Source organism: Thiobacillus sp. SCUT-2, assembly GCF_035621355.1.
GTDB classification, from domain to species: Bacteria; Pseudomonadota; Gammaproteobacteria; order Burkholderiales; family Thiobacillaceae; genus Thiobacillus; species Thiobacillus sedimenti.
Window position 1 is genome coordinate 1,165,719 of record NZ_CP141769.1, and the last position, 15,598, is coordinate 1,181,316.

Below are 15,598 nucleotides of genomic sequence, written 5' to 3' on the forward strand. Positions count from 1 at the left end.
CCCCGATGTTCTCCCTTCAGCACGCCTGGACGCGCCGCGGCGTCCTCGCCGTGCTGCTGCTGCCGCTTGCGCTGCCGTTTGCCGCGCTGTCCGCCTTGCGCCGCCAGGCCTATCGGCGCGGCTGGCTCCGTGCGGTCGCGGTCGGCGTGCCGGTCATCGTGGTCGGCAACATCACCGCCGGCGGCAGCGGCAAGACGCCGCTGGTGATCTGGCTGGTCGCATGGCTGCGCGGCCAGGGTTTCCGCCCCGGGGTCGTCAGCCGCGGCTACGGCGGGTCCGCGCGCGGCTGCGTCGACGTCGAAGACGACAGCGATCCGGCTGTGGTCGGCGACGAGCCGGCCCTCATCCGGCACAAGGCGGGGGTGCCGGTCGTGGTCGGACGCGACCGCGTGGCGGCGGCGCGCACCTTGCTGGAGCGCCACCCGGGGATCGACGTCATCGTCTCGGACGACGGCTTGCAGCATTATCGCCTGCGCCGCGACGTCGAGCTCGCCGTCGTCGACGCGGCGTCCGGCCTGGGCAACGGCTGGCCCTTGCCGGCCGGGCCGCTGCGCGAGCCGCCCGCCCGGCTGCGGGAGGTCGACGCGGTCGTGCAGGTCGTGCGCGGCGCGGCCCCCCCGCGCCGCCTGGGGGCGCGCGCGGCCTGGCGCGTCGATTACCGGCCGGGCCAGGCCTACCGCCTGCGCACGCCGCACGAGAAGCGGGCCCTGCGTGAACTGCCGCAGCGGGACTGGCTCGCGGCGACGGGCATCGGCCGGCCGCACGGCTTCTTCGCCATGCTCGACGCCCAGGGCCTGCGCTACCGGCCGCGCGCGTTTGCGGATCATCATGCGTTCCGGCCGCAGGACCTGCCCGCGGACGGCGCGGTGCTGATGACCGAAAAAGACGCGGTAAAATGTCGCGCATTCGCAGGGCCGGACTGGTGGGCGATCGAACTCGACGTTGCCCCGGAGGCCGGGTTCACGCGCTGGCTGCTTGCGCGCCTCAAACAACAAGACGCCGGCGCGCGCGGACCGAGGGAGGAAGGACATGAAGAGTTCTGAATGGAGCGATCGCCGCCACCCTTGCCTATGGGCGGCCGAAGGCGACGATGCCGGGTTCTGGGTGCCCGAACGCGCCGAGATCGTGACCCAGTTCTTCACCCGCTACCTGTTCTTCTCGCTGGCGGTCATCTATTTTTCCACGCTGAACAGCGTGCCGCAGGTCCTGTTCACCATCGAACAGCTGCTGGTCGTTCTCGGCGCCTATTTCTTCGTCAACAGCTGGTTTTTCCATCTTGCGCTGCGCGAAGTGACGCTGCTGAGGATCCGCAGCGCGATGGCCGCCGACCTCGTCCTCGTCACCCTGTGCGTGATTCACGATCCCAACCCCATCCCGCCGTCGGCGCTGGCCTTCCTGATGGTGCTCCTGGGCAACGGCATGCGCTACGGGATGCGCCTGTTTGCCGAAGTCCTGGGTGGCGCCGTGCTCGGCATGGCCGTCGCTTTCGCGCTGCGCTACCGCGTGGCCGGATTCGACGTCAGCTCGGGCGACGTGTTCTTCGGCGTGTTCTGGGTGACCCTGGCGCTGTATGCCTACATCCTGATGGGACGGATCGAGGAACAGCGGCGTGAACTGGATTTCCGCAGTCGCTTCGATGCGCTCACGGGCCTGCTGAACCGCCATGGCCTGCTGGCCGAGGCCGACATCATCTTCGCCAGGGCCAGCGCTGGCACGCCGGCGACGGTGCTGTTCGCCGATCTCAACCAGTTCAAGATGGTCAATGACCACTACGGCCACGGCGTGGGCGATCGGGTGCTCGCCGAATTCGCCCAGATCTTCAGCGAATCGGCCGAAGGCGGCGTCTGCGGGCGCTGGGGCGGCGATGAATTCGTCGCACTCCTGCCGGAGGTCGACGATGCCGGCGTGCGGCAGATCTTCGAGCGGGTCCGCAGCCGCACCGAAGCATGGAGCGCCAGCAACGGCCTGCCGATGGCCGTGAGCCTGGGCGTCGCCCATGCGCCGCGCGACGGCCATGACCTGATCACCCTGCTGTCGGTCGCCGACATCCATCTGTACCAAAGCAAGTCGCAGCCGGCCGAAACGCCCGCTGCGTTTCCGATCTACAGGACGCTCAACGATGAACCCCAAGCTACTTGAAATCCTCGTCTGCCCCGTCTGCAAGGGCCCCCTCGACTGGAAGAAGACCGCCCACGAACTGGTCTGCCGCGCCTGCCGCCTCGCCTATCCGATCCGCGACGACATTCCGGTGATGCTGCCGGAGGAGGCGCGCGCGCTGTCCGCCGAAGAAATCCACGGCAGCTAGGGCGGACGCGCCGACATGCGTTTCCGTGTCGTGATTCCGGCGCGCTATGCGTCGAGTCGCCTGCCGGGCAAGCCGCTCGCGGACATCGGCGGCAGGCCCATGGTGCTGCACGTGCTCGAGCGCGCGCTCGAGGCGGGCGCCGACTCGGTCGTGGTCGCGACCGACGACGCGCGCGTGCAGCAGGCCGTCGAGGCCGCCGGCCACCAGGCGTTGATGACCTCGCCCGAACATCAGTCGGGCACCGAGCGGCTCGTCGAGGTCGCCGAGACGCTCGGCTGGCCGGACGACGCCCTCGTCGTCAACGTGCAGGGCGACGAGCCGCTGATCGACCCTGCGCTGATCCGCGAGGCCGCGCGCCAGCTGGTGGTGCACGACGACGCGGTGATGGCGACGCTGGCACATCCGATCCACGACCATGCGGACTTCGTCAATCCCAATGTCGTCAAGGTCGTCGCCGACGAGGCCGGCTACGCGCTGTATTTCAGCCGCGCGCCCATTCCGTGGCCGCGCGACGCGTTCGGCGCGAACCAGCCGATGCCGCGCGAGCTCGGCGCGCTGCGCCACATCGGGCTGTATGCCTACCGCGCGGGTTTCCTGCGTACCTATGCGAGCCTGCCCGGTTCGCCGCTCGAGCGCCACGAAATGCTGGAGCAGTTGCGCGTACTGTGGCACGGCTATCGCATCAGCCTCGGCATCACGCCCGGCGCGCCGGCTCCGGGGGTCGATACGGCGGAGGATCTCGAGCGCGTCCGCGGTCTCTTTAAAGCTGCATAGCAGCTGCTTGAATCCCGCAATAAAAAATTTTAAGTGTTGCTCGACCCGCGCATGGCTTAGGCTAGCGCGGTTTGTTCGACGACATTTACGACAAGGAGACACGCAATGCGTTTGATTCTGCTGGGCGGCCCCGGCGCGGGCAAGGGCACGCAAGCCAATTACATCAAGGAAAAATACGGCATTCCGCAGATTTCGACCGGCGACATGCTGCGGGCGCAGATCAAGGCCGGCACCGAGCTCGGCATGAAGGCCAAGGCGATCATGGACGCCGGCGGCCTGGTCTCCGACGACATCATCATCGGCATGGTCAAGGCGCGCCTGCAGGAGCCCGACTGCAAGAACGGCTACCTGTTCGACGGCTTCCCGCGCACCATCCCGCAGGCCGAGGCGATGAAGGCCGCCGGCGTGCCGATCGACTACGTGGTCGAGATCGACGTGGCCGACGCGGAGATCATCAAGCGCATGTCCGGCCGCCGCGTGCACGTGGCCTCCGGCCGCACCTACCACGTCGTGTTCAACCCGCCCAAGGTCGCAGGCAAGGACGACGTGACCGGCGAAGACCTGATCCAGCGCGACGACGACACCGAGGCGACCGTGAAGAAGCGCCTCGACGTCTACCACGCGCAGACCGAACCGCTGGTGAAGTACTACGGCGACTGGGCTGCGCGCGGCGAAGCGGGCGCGCCCAAGTACGTGAAGATCCCGGGCATCGGCAAGGTCGAGCAAATCCGCGACGCGATCTTCGCCGCGCTCGGCTGACCGGCAACGTCCGTCGCAGGCAGGCCGAAGCCTCATGCCCCAGCAGATCGCACCGATGACCGACACCGAGCGCTGGGTCGTCCAGCAGGCGGTGAACGAGCGTTATGGCCGTGAGGTCGTGATACAGGACGTCGAGACCGAGATCCGCCTGCACATCGACGACCGCGAACTGACGCTGTGCCCCGGTTTCTACTGGAACGAGCACGGCTGTCATTTCGTGTTGTCGAAGACCGGCGACTCACGCTATCGCAGCATGTTCTTCTACCGCATCCGCGACCGCTTCGCGACCGGGCGCGAGGAGTATGACGACGTCGGCGACTGCGTCACCACGCTGCTGAAGATGCAGGCGGACGAGGAGGCCAAGCGGCTCGCCGAGGGCGAGACGTCGGGCAGCAGTTGAGCTTTCAAGCCAGCGGCGACGCTGGCTTTTGTTTTTGGCAAACGGGAAACAACGAGGAGACACCACCATGGCGAAAAAAATGAACGCGTTCTACGCGCAGTCCGGCGGGGTGACCGCGGTCATCAACGCCTCGGCCTGCGGCGTCATCGAGACGGCGCGCAAGCACAAGGACAAGATCGGCAAGGTCTACGCGGGCCGCAACGGCATCATCGGCGCGCTGACCGAGGACCTGATCGACACCACCAAGGAATCCGCCGCCGCGATCGCCGCGCTGCGCAACACGCCGTCGGGCGCCTTCGGCTCCTGCCGCTTCAAGCTGAAGTCGCTGGAAGCCAACAAGCGCGAGTACGAGCGCCTGATCGAGGTGTTCAAGGCGCACAACATCGGCTACTTCTTCTACAACGGCGGCGGCGACTCGGCCGACACCTGCTTCAAGGTCAGCCAGTTGTCCGAGGCGATGGGCTACCCGATCCAGGCGATCCACGTGCCGAAGACCGTCGACAACGACCTGCCGATCACCGACTGCTGCCCCGGCTTCGGCTCGGTCGCCAAATACATTGCCGTCTCCACGCTGGAAGCCAGCTACGACGTGCGCTCGATGGCCAAGACCTCGACCAAGGTGTTCGTGATCGAAGTGATGGGCCGTCATGCCGGCTGGATCGCCGCCGCCGGCGGTCTGGTCGAGGACCATGGCATTCCGGTCGTCATCCTGTTTCCTGAAGTCGAATTCGACCAGAAGAAATTTCTCGCGGCCGTCGACAAGAAGGTCAAGGAGTTCGGCTTCTGCACGGTCGTCGTGTCCGAAGGCTGCCACTATCCGGACGGCCGCTTCCTCGCCGAGCAGGGCACGCGCGACGCGTTCGGCCACGCGCAGCTGGGCGGCGCGGCGCCGGTGGTCGCCAACATGATCAAGGACGCGCTCGGCCACAAGTTCCACTGGGCGGTCGCCGACTACCTGCAGCGCGCTGCGCGCCACATCGCCTCGAAGACCGACGTGAAGCAGGCCTATGAACTCGGCAAGAAGGCGGTCGAACTGGCGGTCAAGGGCCACAACTCGGTGATGCCGACGGTCGACCGCCTGTCAGACAGCCCCTACAAGTACAAGATCGGCATGGCGCCGCTGTCCAAGGTCGCCAACGTCGAGAAGTTCATGCCGCGCGACTTCATCACCAAGGACGGCTTCGGCATCACGCCCAAGTGCAAGCGCTATCTGACGCCGCTGATCCAGGGCGAGGACTATCCGAAGTACAAGGATGGCCTGCCGGTCTACGTGACGCTGAAGAACGTGGCGGTGGCGAAGAAGCTGCCTACGTTCAAGCTCTGACCGCGCAGCGGCAAGACATCAGGGTGATTCCCCGGCGATGACACTCGACCGCGCGCGCCAGCTGCTCAAGGTCCAGGCGGACTTCGGCGGCTTCTACAACGGCAATTCGGCCAAGCTGATCCTGTCCGAGGTACAGCGCGAGCACGGGCAGACGGCAGTGGATCAGCTCATTCGCGAGCTCGAGCTCGACCGGATATTCGGCTTCGAGCAAGGCACGCGGTTCGAGGGCGGCCTCGCCATGGGGAAACAATGAGTCGACGGCAGCGCAAGCTGCCGTTTTGTTTTGGGTAGGTGTGAAAGTGAAAAAGGAGGAGTGATGGAGACGCAGTTGATTTGGATCCTGGCCAGCGCCGTGCTGGCCCTGGTGTACGGGGTGGTATCGATCGGCTGGATCATGAAGAAGCCCGCCGGCAACGCACGCATGCAGGAGATCGCATTGGCCGTGCAGCAGGGCGCGCAGGCGTATCTCAGCCGCCAGTACACGACCATCGCCATCGTAGGCGTGGTGCTCTTCATCGCGCTCTGGCTCGCGCTCGGCGCGCACACCGCCATCGGCTTCCTGATCGGCGCCATTCTCTCGGGTGCCGCCGGCTTCATCGGCATGAACGTCTCGGTGCGCGCCAACGTGCGCACGGCGCAGGCGGCCTCGGACGGCCTCAACGCGGCGCTCAACGTCGCCTTCAAGGGCGGCGCGATCACCGGCATGCTGGTCGTCGGCCTCGGGCTGCTCGGCGTGGCCGGCTACTACGCCGTGCTGACCGCAATGGGCGCGACGCCACAGGAGGCGATCCATGCGCTGGTCGGACTCGGCTTCGGCGGCTCGCTGATTTCCATCTTCGCGCGTCTCGGCGGCGGCATCTTCACCAAGGGCGCCGACGTGGGTGCCGACCTCGTCGGCAAGGTCGAGGCGGGAATTCCGGAGGACGACCCGCGCAATCCGGCGGTCATCGCCGACAACGTGGGGGACAACGTCGGTGACTGCGCGGGCATGGCGGCCGACCTGTTCGAAACCTATGCGGTGACGCTGATCGCCACCATGCTCCTCGGCGCGCTGATGGCGAGCCAGGCGGGCGCCCACGCGGTGATCTATCCGCTGGCGCTCGGCGCGGTGTCGATCGTCGCGTCCATCATCGGCTCCTTCTTCGTCACCGCGCGCGAAGGCGGCAAGATCATGAACGCGCTGTACCGCGGCCTCGCCGTCGCCGGGGGCCTGAGCCTGATCGCCTTCTATCCGGTGACGACGATGCTGCTGGGCGACGGCCTGCAGATGAACGACGGCACGGTCATTCCGACGATGAACCTGTACTACTCGGCGCTGATCGGCCTGGCGCTGACCGCTGCCATGGTGGTGATCACCGAGTACTACACCGCGACCGAATACAGTCCGGTGCGCCACATCGCGCAGGCCTCGACCACCGGCCATGGCACCAACATCATCGCCGGCCTCGGCGTCTCGATGAAGTCGACCGCCGCGCCCGTGCTGGCCGTGTGCCTGGCGATCTGGGGCGCCTACGCGCTGGCCGGGCTGTACGGCATCGCCATCGCCGCCACGGCCATGCTGTCGATGACGGGCATCATCGTCGCGCTCGACGCCTACGGCCCGGTCACCGACAACGCCGGCGGCATCGCCGAGATGGCCGAACTGCCGAGCGCGATCCGCGACATCACCGATCCGCTCGACGCGGTCGGCAACACGACCAAGGCGGTCACCAAGGGCTATGCCATCGGCTCGGCCGGCCTCGCCGCGCTGGTGCTGTTCGCCGACTACACCCACGCGCTCGAAGCGAAGACCGGCGGCGTCACGCTGTTCGATCTGTCCGACCACATGGTCATCATCGGCCTCTTCATCGGCGGCATGGTGCCGTATCTGTTCGGCGCCATGGGCATGGAGGCGGTGGGGCGCGCGGCAGGTTCCGTCGTCGTCGAGGTGCGCCGCCAGTTCCGGGAGATCGCCGGCATCATGGAAGGCAAGGCGAAGCCCGACTACTCGAAGGCGGTCGACATGCTGACGAAGGCGGCGATCAAGGAGATGGTCGTGCCGTCGCTGCTGCCGGTGCTCGTGCCACTGCTGGTCGGCCTCATCCTCGGCCCCAAGGCACTCGGCGGCGTGCTGCTCGGCACCATCGTCACCGGCATCTTCGTCGCCATCTCGATGACGACCGGCGGCGGCGCGTGGGACAACGCCAAGAAGTACATCGAGGAAGGCAACCACGGGGGCAAGGGGTCGGACGCGCACAAGGCGGCCGTGACCGGCGACACCGTGGGCGATCCGTACAAGGACACTGCCGGTCCCGCGGTCAACCCGCTGATCAAGATCATCAACATCGTCGCGTTGCTGATCGTGCCGCTGATCGTCTGATCCTGGATTACGCCCGGCGCGGCGGAATGCGCTAAGCTTGCAACCGGGGCTGCGGCCCCGGTTGCGCTTGCAGGATTCATTCAAACACGAAGAAAAGGAGTCGGGAATGGCAAAGAACGTTGGAGCTGTGGATCGCGTGATCCGTGCGGTGGTGGGGGTCGCTCTCATCTATTACGCAATGTCGACGCTGCCGGGGGCGGAAGACTGGATGGTGCCGGCGGGCATCGTCGGCTTCGTGCTGCTGCTGACCGCGATTTTCGGTTTTTGCCCGGCGTATCTGCCGTTCGGCATCAAGACTTGCAAGACGAAATAAACTTTCGCCCGCTTGCAGGGTCAACGAAGTGCGCCCGCGGGGCGCACTTTTTTTCGGGAAAGCAGCCTATGCGTCTAGTGTTTCTTCTGTTCGCGCTCGTCGTCGCGGGAACGGCCCATGCCGGCGGCATCGAGCGCCTGCGCGCCTTCATCTCCGGCGCCCGCACGGCCCAGGCCGACTTCACCCAGACCGTGACGGACAGGAACGGCCGCGTCACGCAGCAGGCCAGCGGCACGATGGCGTTCGCCCGGCCCGGCAAGTTCCGCTGGGATTACCGGAAGCCGTACGAGCAGGTCATCGTCGGCGACGGCGCCAGGCTGTGGCTGTACGATACCGACCTCAACCAGGTCACCGTCAAGCCGCTCGGTGACGTCATCGCCGGCACGCCGGCCGCCCTGCTGGCGGGTGACGACGCCATCGACAAGTATTTCAGCCTGAAGGATGCCGGCGAGCGGGATGGTCTCGACTGGCTGGACGCGACGCCCAAGACGCGCGACACGACGTTCAGCGGCATCCGCATGGGCTTCCGCGGGGATGCGCTGGTGCGGATGGAACTGCTGGACCAGTTCGGCCAGCGGACGACGCTGGAGCTTTCGCACTTCGTGCGCAACCCGGCCATTCCGGCGTCGCGTTTCCGCTTCACGCCCCCGAAGGGGGCGGACGTGATCGGTGAGTAGTGCGTGGTGAGCGGCAAGCGGCAAGCAGCTCGCGGAGCTAGTCTGCTCACCGCTCACCGCTCACCGCTCACCGCTCACCGCTCACCGCTCACCGCTCACCGCTTACTGCTTACTGCTTACTGCTTACGGCATGCCCTTGCCAATGGGATAATTCGTCCCATGTGCCCTCAGGACCTGTTCAGTGCCGATGTCGCCGAGCCGGCGCCGAATCCGCGTGCGCCGCTGGCCGAGCGGCTGCGTCCCCACACCCTCGACGAGGTCGTCGGGCAGACCCACCTGCTCGGTCCCGGCAAGCCGCTGCGGCTGGCGTTCGATGCCGGCAAGCTGCATTCGATGATCCTGTGGGGGCCGCCGGGCGTGGGCAAGACCACGCTCGCCCGGCTCACGGCGCAGGCCTTCGGTGCCGACTTCATCGCGATCTCCGCCGTGCTCTCGGGCGTCAAGGACATCCGCGAGGCGGTCGAGCGCGCGCGCATGAACCAGTCCATGGGCCGCGCGACGATCGTCTTCGTCGACGAAGTGCACCGCTTCAACAAGGCGCAGCAGGACGCCTTCCTGCCGCACGTCGAGGCCGGCCTCTTCACCTTCATCGGTGCCACGACCGAGAACCCGTCGTTCGAGGTCGTCGGCGCGCTGCTGTCGCGCGCCCAGGTCTACGTGCTGAAATCGCTCACGCCCGACGAACTCGGCCAGTTGATGACGCGTGCGCTGAAGGAGTTGCCCGCGCTCAAGCTGGCCGACGGCGTCGACACGCTTCTGGCGGCCTATGCCGACGGCGACGCGCGGAAGCTCCTCAACCTGCTGGAGCAGCTCGATGTCGCGGCGCGCACGGCCAAGGTGGCGGAAGTCGACGCGGCGTTCATCGAGAACGCGCTTGCGCAATCGCTGCGCCGCTTCGACAAGGGCGGCGAAGCCTTCTACGACCAGATCTCCGCGCTGCACAAGAGCGTCCGCGGCAGCGACCCGGATGCGTCGCTGTACTGGCTGGTGCGCATGCTCGACGGCGGCACCGATCCGCGCTACGTTGGCCGGCGGCTTGTCCGCATGGCGAGCGAGGACATCGGGCTCGCCGACCCGCGCGCCCTGAGGCTCGCGCTCGATGCCGTGGAAACCTACGAGCGGCTGGGCTCGCCCGAAGGCGAACTCGCGCTCGCCGAGGCCTGCCTCTACCTCGCGTGCGCCCCCAAGAGCAATGCCGTCTACGTCGCCTACAACGCCGCGCGTGACTTCGTGCAGTCGCATCCTTCCAGCGACGTGCCGCTGCACCTGCGCAACGCGCCGACGAAACTGATGAAGGCGCTGGGCTATGGGCACGCGTACCGCTACGCGCACGACGAGCCCGAAGCCTATGCGGCCGGCGAGCGCTACTTCCCCGACGATGTGCCCGAGCAGCGGTTCTATGAACCGACCCCGCGCGGGCTCGAAGGCAGGATCGCCGAGAAGCTCGCGCATCTGAAGCGGCTGGACGAGGAAGCCGGCAAGACGTGAACCGCCGTCCGGCGGAGGCACGCGCAGGGCCGCCCGGCCCGACGACGGTCCCGCGGAACCGCAGGTATCAGCGTTCCTGCTCCCCGACCGGCTCGGCATCGTGCATCTGCGGATGCGCCGTACGCAGCCAGCCCGCCTCGGTGTCCCAGAACACCGGCTTCTCGGTCTGCAGCATGTGGAGCAGGTTGCGGTAGTCCTCGGACCCCAGGTTGGTGAGGCGGTAAAGATCCGTGAGCCGGCTTGCGCTGCGCAGGATGATGCGGCCGCGGCCGGGTCTCTCCGGCGAACCGGACGGCATCCATTCGGCATAGTAGTGACCAATGTTGACGACGGCCATCAGCTTCTCCTTTCCTGTCGTTCCTGTCTAAAGATAGGCCGTTTTCGCGCAAGGCTTGCCCGGCGGCGAGCGCGGACTAGATTGGAATCATTGGAAGCGGCTTGCGGGGAGCAGACGGAGATGGGGATCCGGCGATGGATGGGGGTACTGACGATGATCGTGACGGCAGGCGCAATGGCGCACGAAACCACAATCCCGCTGCCGGCTCCGGACACGGCCGGCGGCATGCCCTTGATGCAGGCCCTGAAGGCGAGGCATTCGGCCCGGGAGTTCGCGAGCCGGCCCTTGCCGCGGCAGGTCTTGTCCGATCTGTTGTGGGCGGCGAGCGGCGTGAACCGGCCGTCCACGGGCGCGCGCACCGCGCCCTCGGCACACGACTGGCGGGAGGTCGACGTCTATGCGGTGACCGCAGACGGCGCGTACCGCTACGATCCGCCGACGCACACGCTGAAACAGGTGGCGAGCGGCGACCTGCGCCGGCTGACCGGCGTGCAGGACTTCGTCGCCAGCGCGCCGCTGAATCTCGTGTATGTGGCCGATTTCGACCGCATGAGCGGGGCGGGTGCGGAGGACAAGGCGTTCTACAGCGCAGCCGATACCGGATTCGTCGCGCAGAACGTCTACCTCTACGCCGCGTCAGCCGGTCTCGCGGTCGTCGTGCGCGGTCTGGTCGACCGTGAGGCGCTCGGCAAGGCGCTGGGACTCACGCGGCATCAGCGCATCATCCTGTCGCAGTCTGTCGGCTATCCAGCCGCCACGCATTGACCCGGGCCGATGCCTAAGCTCGCCAGGATCGCATTGGCCTGCCTGCTCTGCCTCGCCGTCGTGGGTGCCGCGAGCCTGCTCGCACGGCATTTCCTGGCGTGACGCCGTCCCGCTGTCACGCAGCGTCGCTGCGGCGCGTCCGTGCGGGCGTGGAGAGCGGCGTCCTGGCGGGCGGTTATGATGGGCAGGGCTCGGCCATGCGCGCCAGCCCTTTCGATGACGGAGTGACAAGGAGGCCTGATGAGCAAAGCGATCTGGTTCGGGATGCTGCCGCTGCTGTGCGGCGCGGGCGTTGCAATGGCGCAGGCGGAGGCCCAAGGTGGAGCGCCCGCTGCGGAAGAAGCCGCAGCGCCGCCACAGGTATCGCCTGCCGGGCAACACGTGTCCCGGCACGCCGTCCGGCGCCAGGGCCAGGACATGCGGCGCTGCCTCAAGCTTGGAACGAATGCGGCGATCATTCGCTGCGCCGAGCCCGGCCGCAAGCCCTGAGGCGTCTGCGTGACGCCGGGGGCGCTTCGTCGCCCCGCCGGGCGAGTCTGCGCAGCGGCGCTGCGACGCGCGGCGGCGCCATTTGCTACCTGTTGCACAAACCCTTCTTTATCAGCAGGTTAACAAATGGCAAGCTGAGGCCTTGGCCTCGACTCACTTCTAGCTTACGTCCGAAGCGGCAGCGACACTTGAGGTTCCAAGGCTTGCAGCACAGCGTGTGCCGCTAGGATGTCTTGATGCAACTGGGCATGCTTCGGCGCCTGCACTGTGACAACCAAGGCATAGCGGATGGAGGGCGTTCCGGAAGATGCAAGACCGCCTGCTTCCCGGGCGTTGTAATGCACATCGAACACGGGTTCAAGCAGGCTACTGCCGTAGTAATTGTGCTCTGCGTGTAACACGGTTTCCCATTTGCCCAGATCCGCCCGCAACTCCGCCTCGGTCCGAAAATCGGCCGCAGGGAAAAAACTGGCCGACGAAGCATTCTTAGCTTTGCCCTTAAGCTTGCTACTATTGGGCCGGAAGGTAATGCCCAGGCCGGCCTTCGTATAGGCAGCGGCGTCCTGAGGGTCGACCGGACTAGCGTAGCAGAACGTTGCCCGCAAACGCACTTTGCCTTCCAGCTGGAAGGCTGGCAGGGGGATGGGCGCCCGCAGGAATTTGCCGGGACGCAGTTCACCCTGATAGATGATTCGGGCTTCCCCTTCACCGCAGGTAATCAGTCGGTTGATGTTGGCCGGCACGCGACCCCAGCCGACGTGATGGACATCGTGCTCCTCCTTCATTTCGCAGCCATGGATCAAAAGTGTTTTGATGGTCAATGGATGTACGGGATCACCCAGGATGGCACGGATGCCAACAGCCGAACGCAAGGCGAGCGGCGCTGCAAAGCTGGTTCCCAGGTTGGCGGCCAAGTTCGGCCGCTTACCGGGCGCGGCGACGTGGAAATATTCTTTCGGGGCGCCACCAAATGCCACAACATCCGGCTTGCGGCGCCCAGGGCTACGGCCAGGGCCTGTAGCGCTGTAGTTTGCACGCTTCCAGTCATCACCGCTCCCGTCAGCTGCGCCTACAGACAAGGCATTCACGCTATCGGATGGGACTTGGATACGGTTTAAACCAAGGGCTGAATCTAGAGCTCCATTGTTCCCGACTGCGACGGTCATCAGGGTTTCTCCGTCGCTCAGAATGCTGTCGATGACAGCTGTCCAAGCATGAACATCCTGATCCTCCACTGGTAGGTCCGGTCCCAGGCTGAGGTTGATAAACTGATATTGGCGGGAAAGCAGCACGGTTTCGACGTGACCGAGTGTGCGATACAACTCGTAGGGATCTTCCCCTTCAATTCTGGCATCCAGCACGCGATGATGGTCAACTGGCGCATAGGGGCGTTCCGCCGTTCCTTCCGGCTCGATCGGCCCGAACAGCAACGCTGACGTGACGCCAAGTCCATGCTCGGTGAAATCGGGTACATCGCTCGCTTCATCGTCAGCCAGAAAATAGCGGCGGACATACCCATCAAGAACATGCTCTGTCGGCAGGCCGCCATCGAGAATGGCCACCTTGGGTTCGCGGGAAAGTGGCTCGCCGCTTGGTAGTGAGAACGATACTGCAAGCGGCATGCTGCGGGTGACCGGACGGGCTGCCCGCAAGTGCGGCATCGGCCGAATTACTCGGGTCATAGTGAACTGGGCCAAGCTTTCGAGGTTAGCAGCGTCGCCTTCCACTGCGATGAAAAGCAGTCGGCCGGCTTCGAATTCGAACTCACCATTGACCTTGAAGCCGCAGTCCTTGGCGTAGTCGGCGAACATGGCACGAACATCGGAGGCATTGCCCTCTGGGGGTAGATGTAGGCCGACCTCGAAAACATGTCCGATCTCAGCACCCTCAAGATGCAGGCGATCGGCCGGTGTCATGGCCACAAAGGTCTCAATGCGGGAGAACTGCTCGGCGACCGGCATTTGTTCATTCAGGCTCCGGGCGAAGGTTGGGAGATTCCCCAATGCAGCCCGCGTGCCAGCCACGAAAAGTTCCGTGGTTTCCATCTCGGTTGGCGCCTTCTTCTGGGTCTGACGACGCGGCCGGATGCGGCGGGTACGTGACCCTACCGAGGCCAACCCCGCCTGATCGAGCAGCAGCTTCGGAAAAAAGGACTTCGCCAGGTAGGCCGGGTGCAATACCAGACGGGCCACCGCCAGATCGTCGGCGCAGGCCTTCGGTGGAAGGGCCTGGAAAATGCTGTTGGCTGCCTCGATCTCCGGGACGATGATGCGCTTGGCCTCGCCGAGCGTATAGGGGTGTACCTTGTCGCTGACTTTTTTCTTTGGGGCCTCGATTGGATAGGTCAGCAATTCTGCGCGGCCGATCAGGTATCGTGTAGTCATTTACTTGAGCCCCCTGCCTTTTCGGGGTGATGGCCCCGCGTGTTTGCGAATGGTGTCGCGCGCGACACCCGTCATCTGGCTGATCTGCATGTGCGTATGCTGGCCAGTCTTGGCCAGTTCGATCGCTAGCTGGAGACGTTCCGCCTTGCTCAACGCTTCCTGACGCTGGCCAAGCGCTGTACTGACCAGTTGTTCGAGCGGTGCCGTCTGTAGAGCGTGACCGCGACGCAAAGCGTTGATGCTGCGTTCCACGTCCGACAGCGATTGCCCCTGTAGGCCAGCGGCCAATACATCGACCCAGGATTCGAACAAATTCAGGTCGTCGCCTAGGAATCGCTTGATGGCCTCGGCAATCGCTGTTGCGTCGGGCGCATCGAACTTGAGGACCAGATCGAACCGTCGCCACAAGGCCGGATCAACCAGTTCCGGGTGATTGGTGGCGGCCAGTAGCAACCCGCTGTCCGGCCACTGATCGACTTCCTGCAACATCACGGTAACCAAGCGCTTCAGTTCGCCAATATCGGATTCATCGCTGCGTCGCTTGGCGATGGCATCGATTTCATCGAGCAATAGGACGGCCGCATGTTTCTTGGCATGATCCAACGCGGCCCGCAGGTTGTTTCCAGTTTTGCCGAGCAAGCTACTCATCACCGCCGTCAGATCAAGCACCCACAGAGGCTTGCCCAAGGCGCTGGCGATCCAGCGGGCCGAGAGTGTCTTGCCGACACCCGGGGGGCCAACGAGGATGGCCGAACGTGTCGGACTAATACCTCGGGCGGCCAGCCGTTCGCGTTCCTGGCGTTCGCGGATAATGGCGCCGATCGCATCATGCACGCTTCCAGGAAGAATTGGGGGCGCCAGTCCAGGGCGATCATCGAATACCCGAATCAATGCCAGGCGAGAGTCGCCATCGACAGGTAGTGGTACCTCATTGGATTCCACAACTGGTGCGCCTCGGCGCAGGATAGGATTGCCCGCGGATCGGGTCTGCGAAGTTTTCAGGTATTGGTCGAGGCGCGCGGCTAGTTCGGGGCGCTGTTGACGATACTTGCGCACAAGGCGCGCTAGTAGCAAGCGGGCATCCTCGTATGACTCTGACGCGGCGAGGCGGGCCAAATTGGCGAAGTCAACCTCAATATCAGAAACCTCGCCAATATCCTTTATTTCCGCCACAAAAAACCTCACGTGTAACGCCACTATTATGGCGAAGTTTATGGCGATAGG

The 15,598-nt window shown here is 65.3% G+C and carries 17 protein-coding genes; 14 read left to right on the forward strand and 3 right to left on the reverse strand.

What is annotated here, in order from left to right; genetic code table 11:
* Positions 1-5 precede the first annotated feature (5 nt).
* The 12 genes from lpxK (at position 6) to VA613_RS05795 (ending at position 10,399) form a co-directional block, all read left to right on the forward strand.
* Positions 6-1,043, forward strand: a complete 1,038-nt coding sequence (lpxK, locus tag VA613_RS05740) for a tetraacyldisaccharide 4'-kinase (RefSeq protein WP_324780902.1) — start codon at positions 6-8, stop codon at positions 1,041-1,043.
* Complete coding sequence (locus VA613_RS05745; protein WP_324780903.1) at positions 1,030-2,139, forward strand: GGDEF domain-containing protein; 1,110 nt, start codon at positions 1,030-1,032, stop codon at positions 2,137-2,139. The genes lpxK and VA613_RS05745 overlap by 14 nt, the downstream gene beginning before the upstream one ends.
* Positions 2,120-2,305, forward strand: a complete 186-nt coding sequence (locus VA613_RS05750; RefSeq protein WP_324780904.1) for a Trm112 family protein — start codon at positions 2,120-2,122, stop codon at positions 2,303-2,305. The genes VA613_RS05745 and VA613_RS05750 overlap by 20 nt, the downstream gene beginning before the upstream one ends.
* Positions 2,306-2,320: 15 nt before the next feature.
* The gene (kdsB, locus tag VA613_RS05755; protein ID WP_324780905.1) at positions 2,321-3,079 is read left to right on the forward strand and encodes a 3-deoxy-manno-octulosonate cytidylyltransferase; all 759 of its coding nucleotides are present in this window, start codon (positions 2,321-2,323) and stop codon (positions 3,077-3,079) included.
* A 105-nt stretch (positions 3,080-3,184) separates the two neighbouring features.
* Positions 3,185-3,838 carry an adenylate kinase gene (adk, locus tag VA613_RS05760; RefSeq protein ID WP_324780906.1) on the forward strand — a complete coding sequence of 218 codons (654 nt, stop codon included), beginning with the start codon at positions 3,185-3,187 and terminating at the stop codon, positions 3,836-3,838.
* 34 nt (positions 3,839-3,872) lie between these two features.
* Positions 3,873-4,238, forward strand: a complete 366-nt coding sequence (locus tag VA613_RS05765) for a hypothetical protein (protein ID WP_324780907.1) — start codon at positions 3,873-3,875, stop codon at positions 4,236-4,238.
* A 67-nt stretch (positions 4,239-4,305) separates the two neighbouring features.
* Positions 4,306-5,562, forward strand: a complete 1,257-nt coding sequence (locus VA613_RS05770) for a 6-phosphofructokinase (RefSeq protein ID WP_324780908.1) — start codon at positions 4,306-4,308, stop codon at positions 5,560-5,562.
* Positions 5,563-5,599: 37 nt separating this feature from the next.
* Positions 5,600-5,815, forward strand: a complete 216-nt coding sequence (locus VA613_RS05775; RefSeq protein WP_324780909.1) for a hypothetical protein — start codon at positions 5,600-5,602, stop codon at positions 5,813-5,815.
* Positions 5,816-5,878: 63 nt separating this feature from the next.
* Positions 5,879-7,921 (forward strand): sodium-translocating pyrophosphatase, encoded by a 2,043-nt coding sequence (locus VA613_RS05780; RefSeq protein ID WP_324780910.1) that lies wholly within the window; start codon positions 5,879-5,881, stop codon positions 7,919-7,921.
* Positions 7,922-8,027: 106 nt separating this feature from the next.
* A complete protein-coding gene (locus VA613_RS05785) occupies positions 8,028-8,234 on the forward strand; it encodes a YgaP family membrane protein (RefSeq protein ID WP_324780911.1) in 207 nt (68 codons plus the stop codon).
* Positions 8,235-8,302: 68 nt separating this feature from the next.
* A complete protein-coding gene (lolA, locus tag VA613_RS05790; RefSeq protein ID WP_324780912.1) occupies positions 8,303-8,911 on the forward strand; it encodes an outer membrane lipoprotein chaperone LolA in 609 nt (202 codons plus the stop codon).
* Positions 8,912-9,070: 159 nt separating this feature from the next.
* Positions 9,071-10,399, forward strand: coding sequence for a replication-associated recombination protein A (locus tag VA613_RS05795; protein ID WP_324780913.1), 1,329 nt, complete (start codon positions 9,071-9,073; stop codon positions 10,397-10,399).
* Between the two features lie 67 nt (positions 10,400-10,466).
* On the opposite strand, the gene VA613_RS05800 is transcribed toward VA613_RS05795, so the two are convergent.
* Positions 10,467-10,736: a hypothetical protein gene (locus VA613_RS05800; protein ID WP_324780914.1), complete on the reverse strand. Its 270-nt coding sequence runs from the start codon at positions 10,734-10,736 to the stop codon at positions 10,467-10,469.
* Between the two features lie 225 nt (positions 10,737-10,961).
* Between VA613_RS05800 and VA613_RS05805 the strand changes: the two genes are divergently transcribed.
* Together VA613_RS05805 and VA613_RS05810 are read left to right on the forward strand one after the other, a co-directional pair.
* Positions 10,962-11,501, forward strand: coding sequence for a nitroreductase family protein (locus VA613_RS05805; RefSeq protein WP_324780915.1), 540 nt, complete (start codon positions 10,962-10,964; stop codon positions 11,499-11,501).
* Positions 11,502-11,741: 240 nt separating this feature from the next.
* On the forward strand, positions 11,742-11,990 hold the full coding sequence (locus VA613_RS05810) for a hypothetical protein (protein WP_324780916.1): 249 nt from the start codon (positions 11,742-11,744) through the stop codon (positions 11,988-11,990).
* A gap of 164 nt (positions 11,991-12,154) precedes the next feature.
* Here VA613_RS05810 and VA613_RS05815 read toward each other — a convergent pair whose 3' ends face one another.
* Together VA613_RS05815 and VA613_RS05820 are read right to left on the reverse strand one after the other, a co-directional pair.
* Positions 12,155-14,374, reverse strand: coding sequence for a S8 family peptidase (locus VA613_RS05815; RefSeq protein WP_324780917.1), 2,220 nt, complete (start codon positions 14,372-14,374; stop codon positions 12,155-12,157).
* Complete coding sequence (locus VA613_RS05820) at positions 14,375-15,559, reverse strand: AAA family ATPase (RefSeq protein WP_324780918.1); 1,185 nt, start codon at positions 15,557-15,559, stop codon at positions 14,375-14,377.
* Positions 15,560-15,598 lie beyond the last annotated feature (39 nt).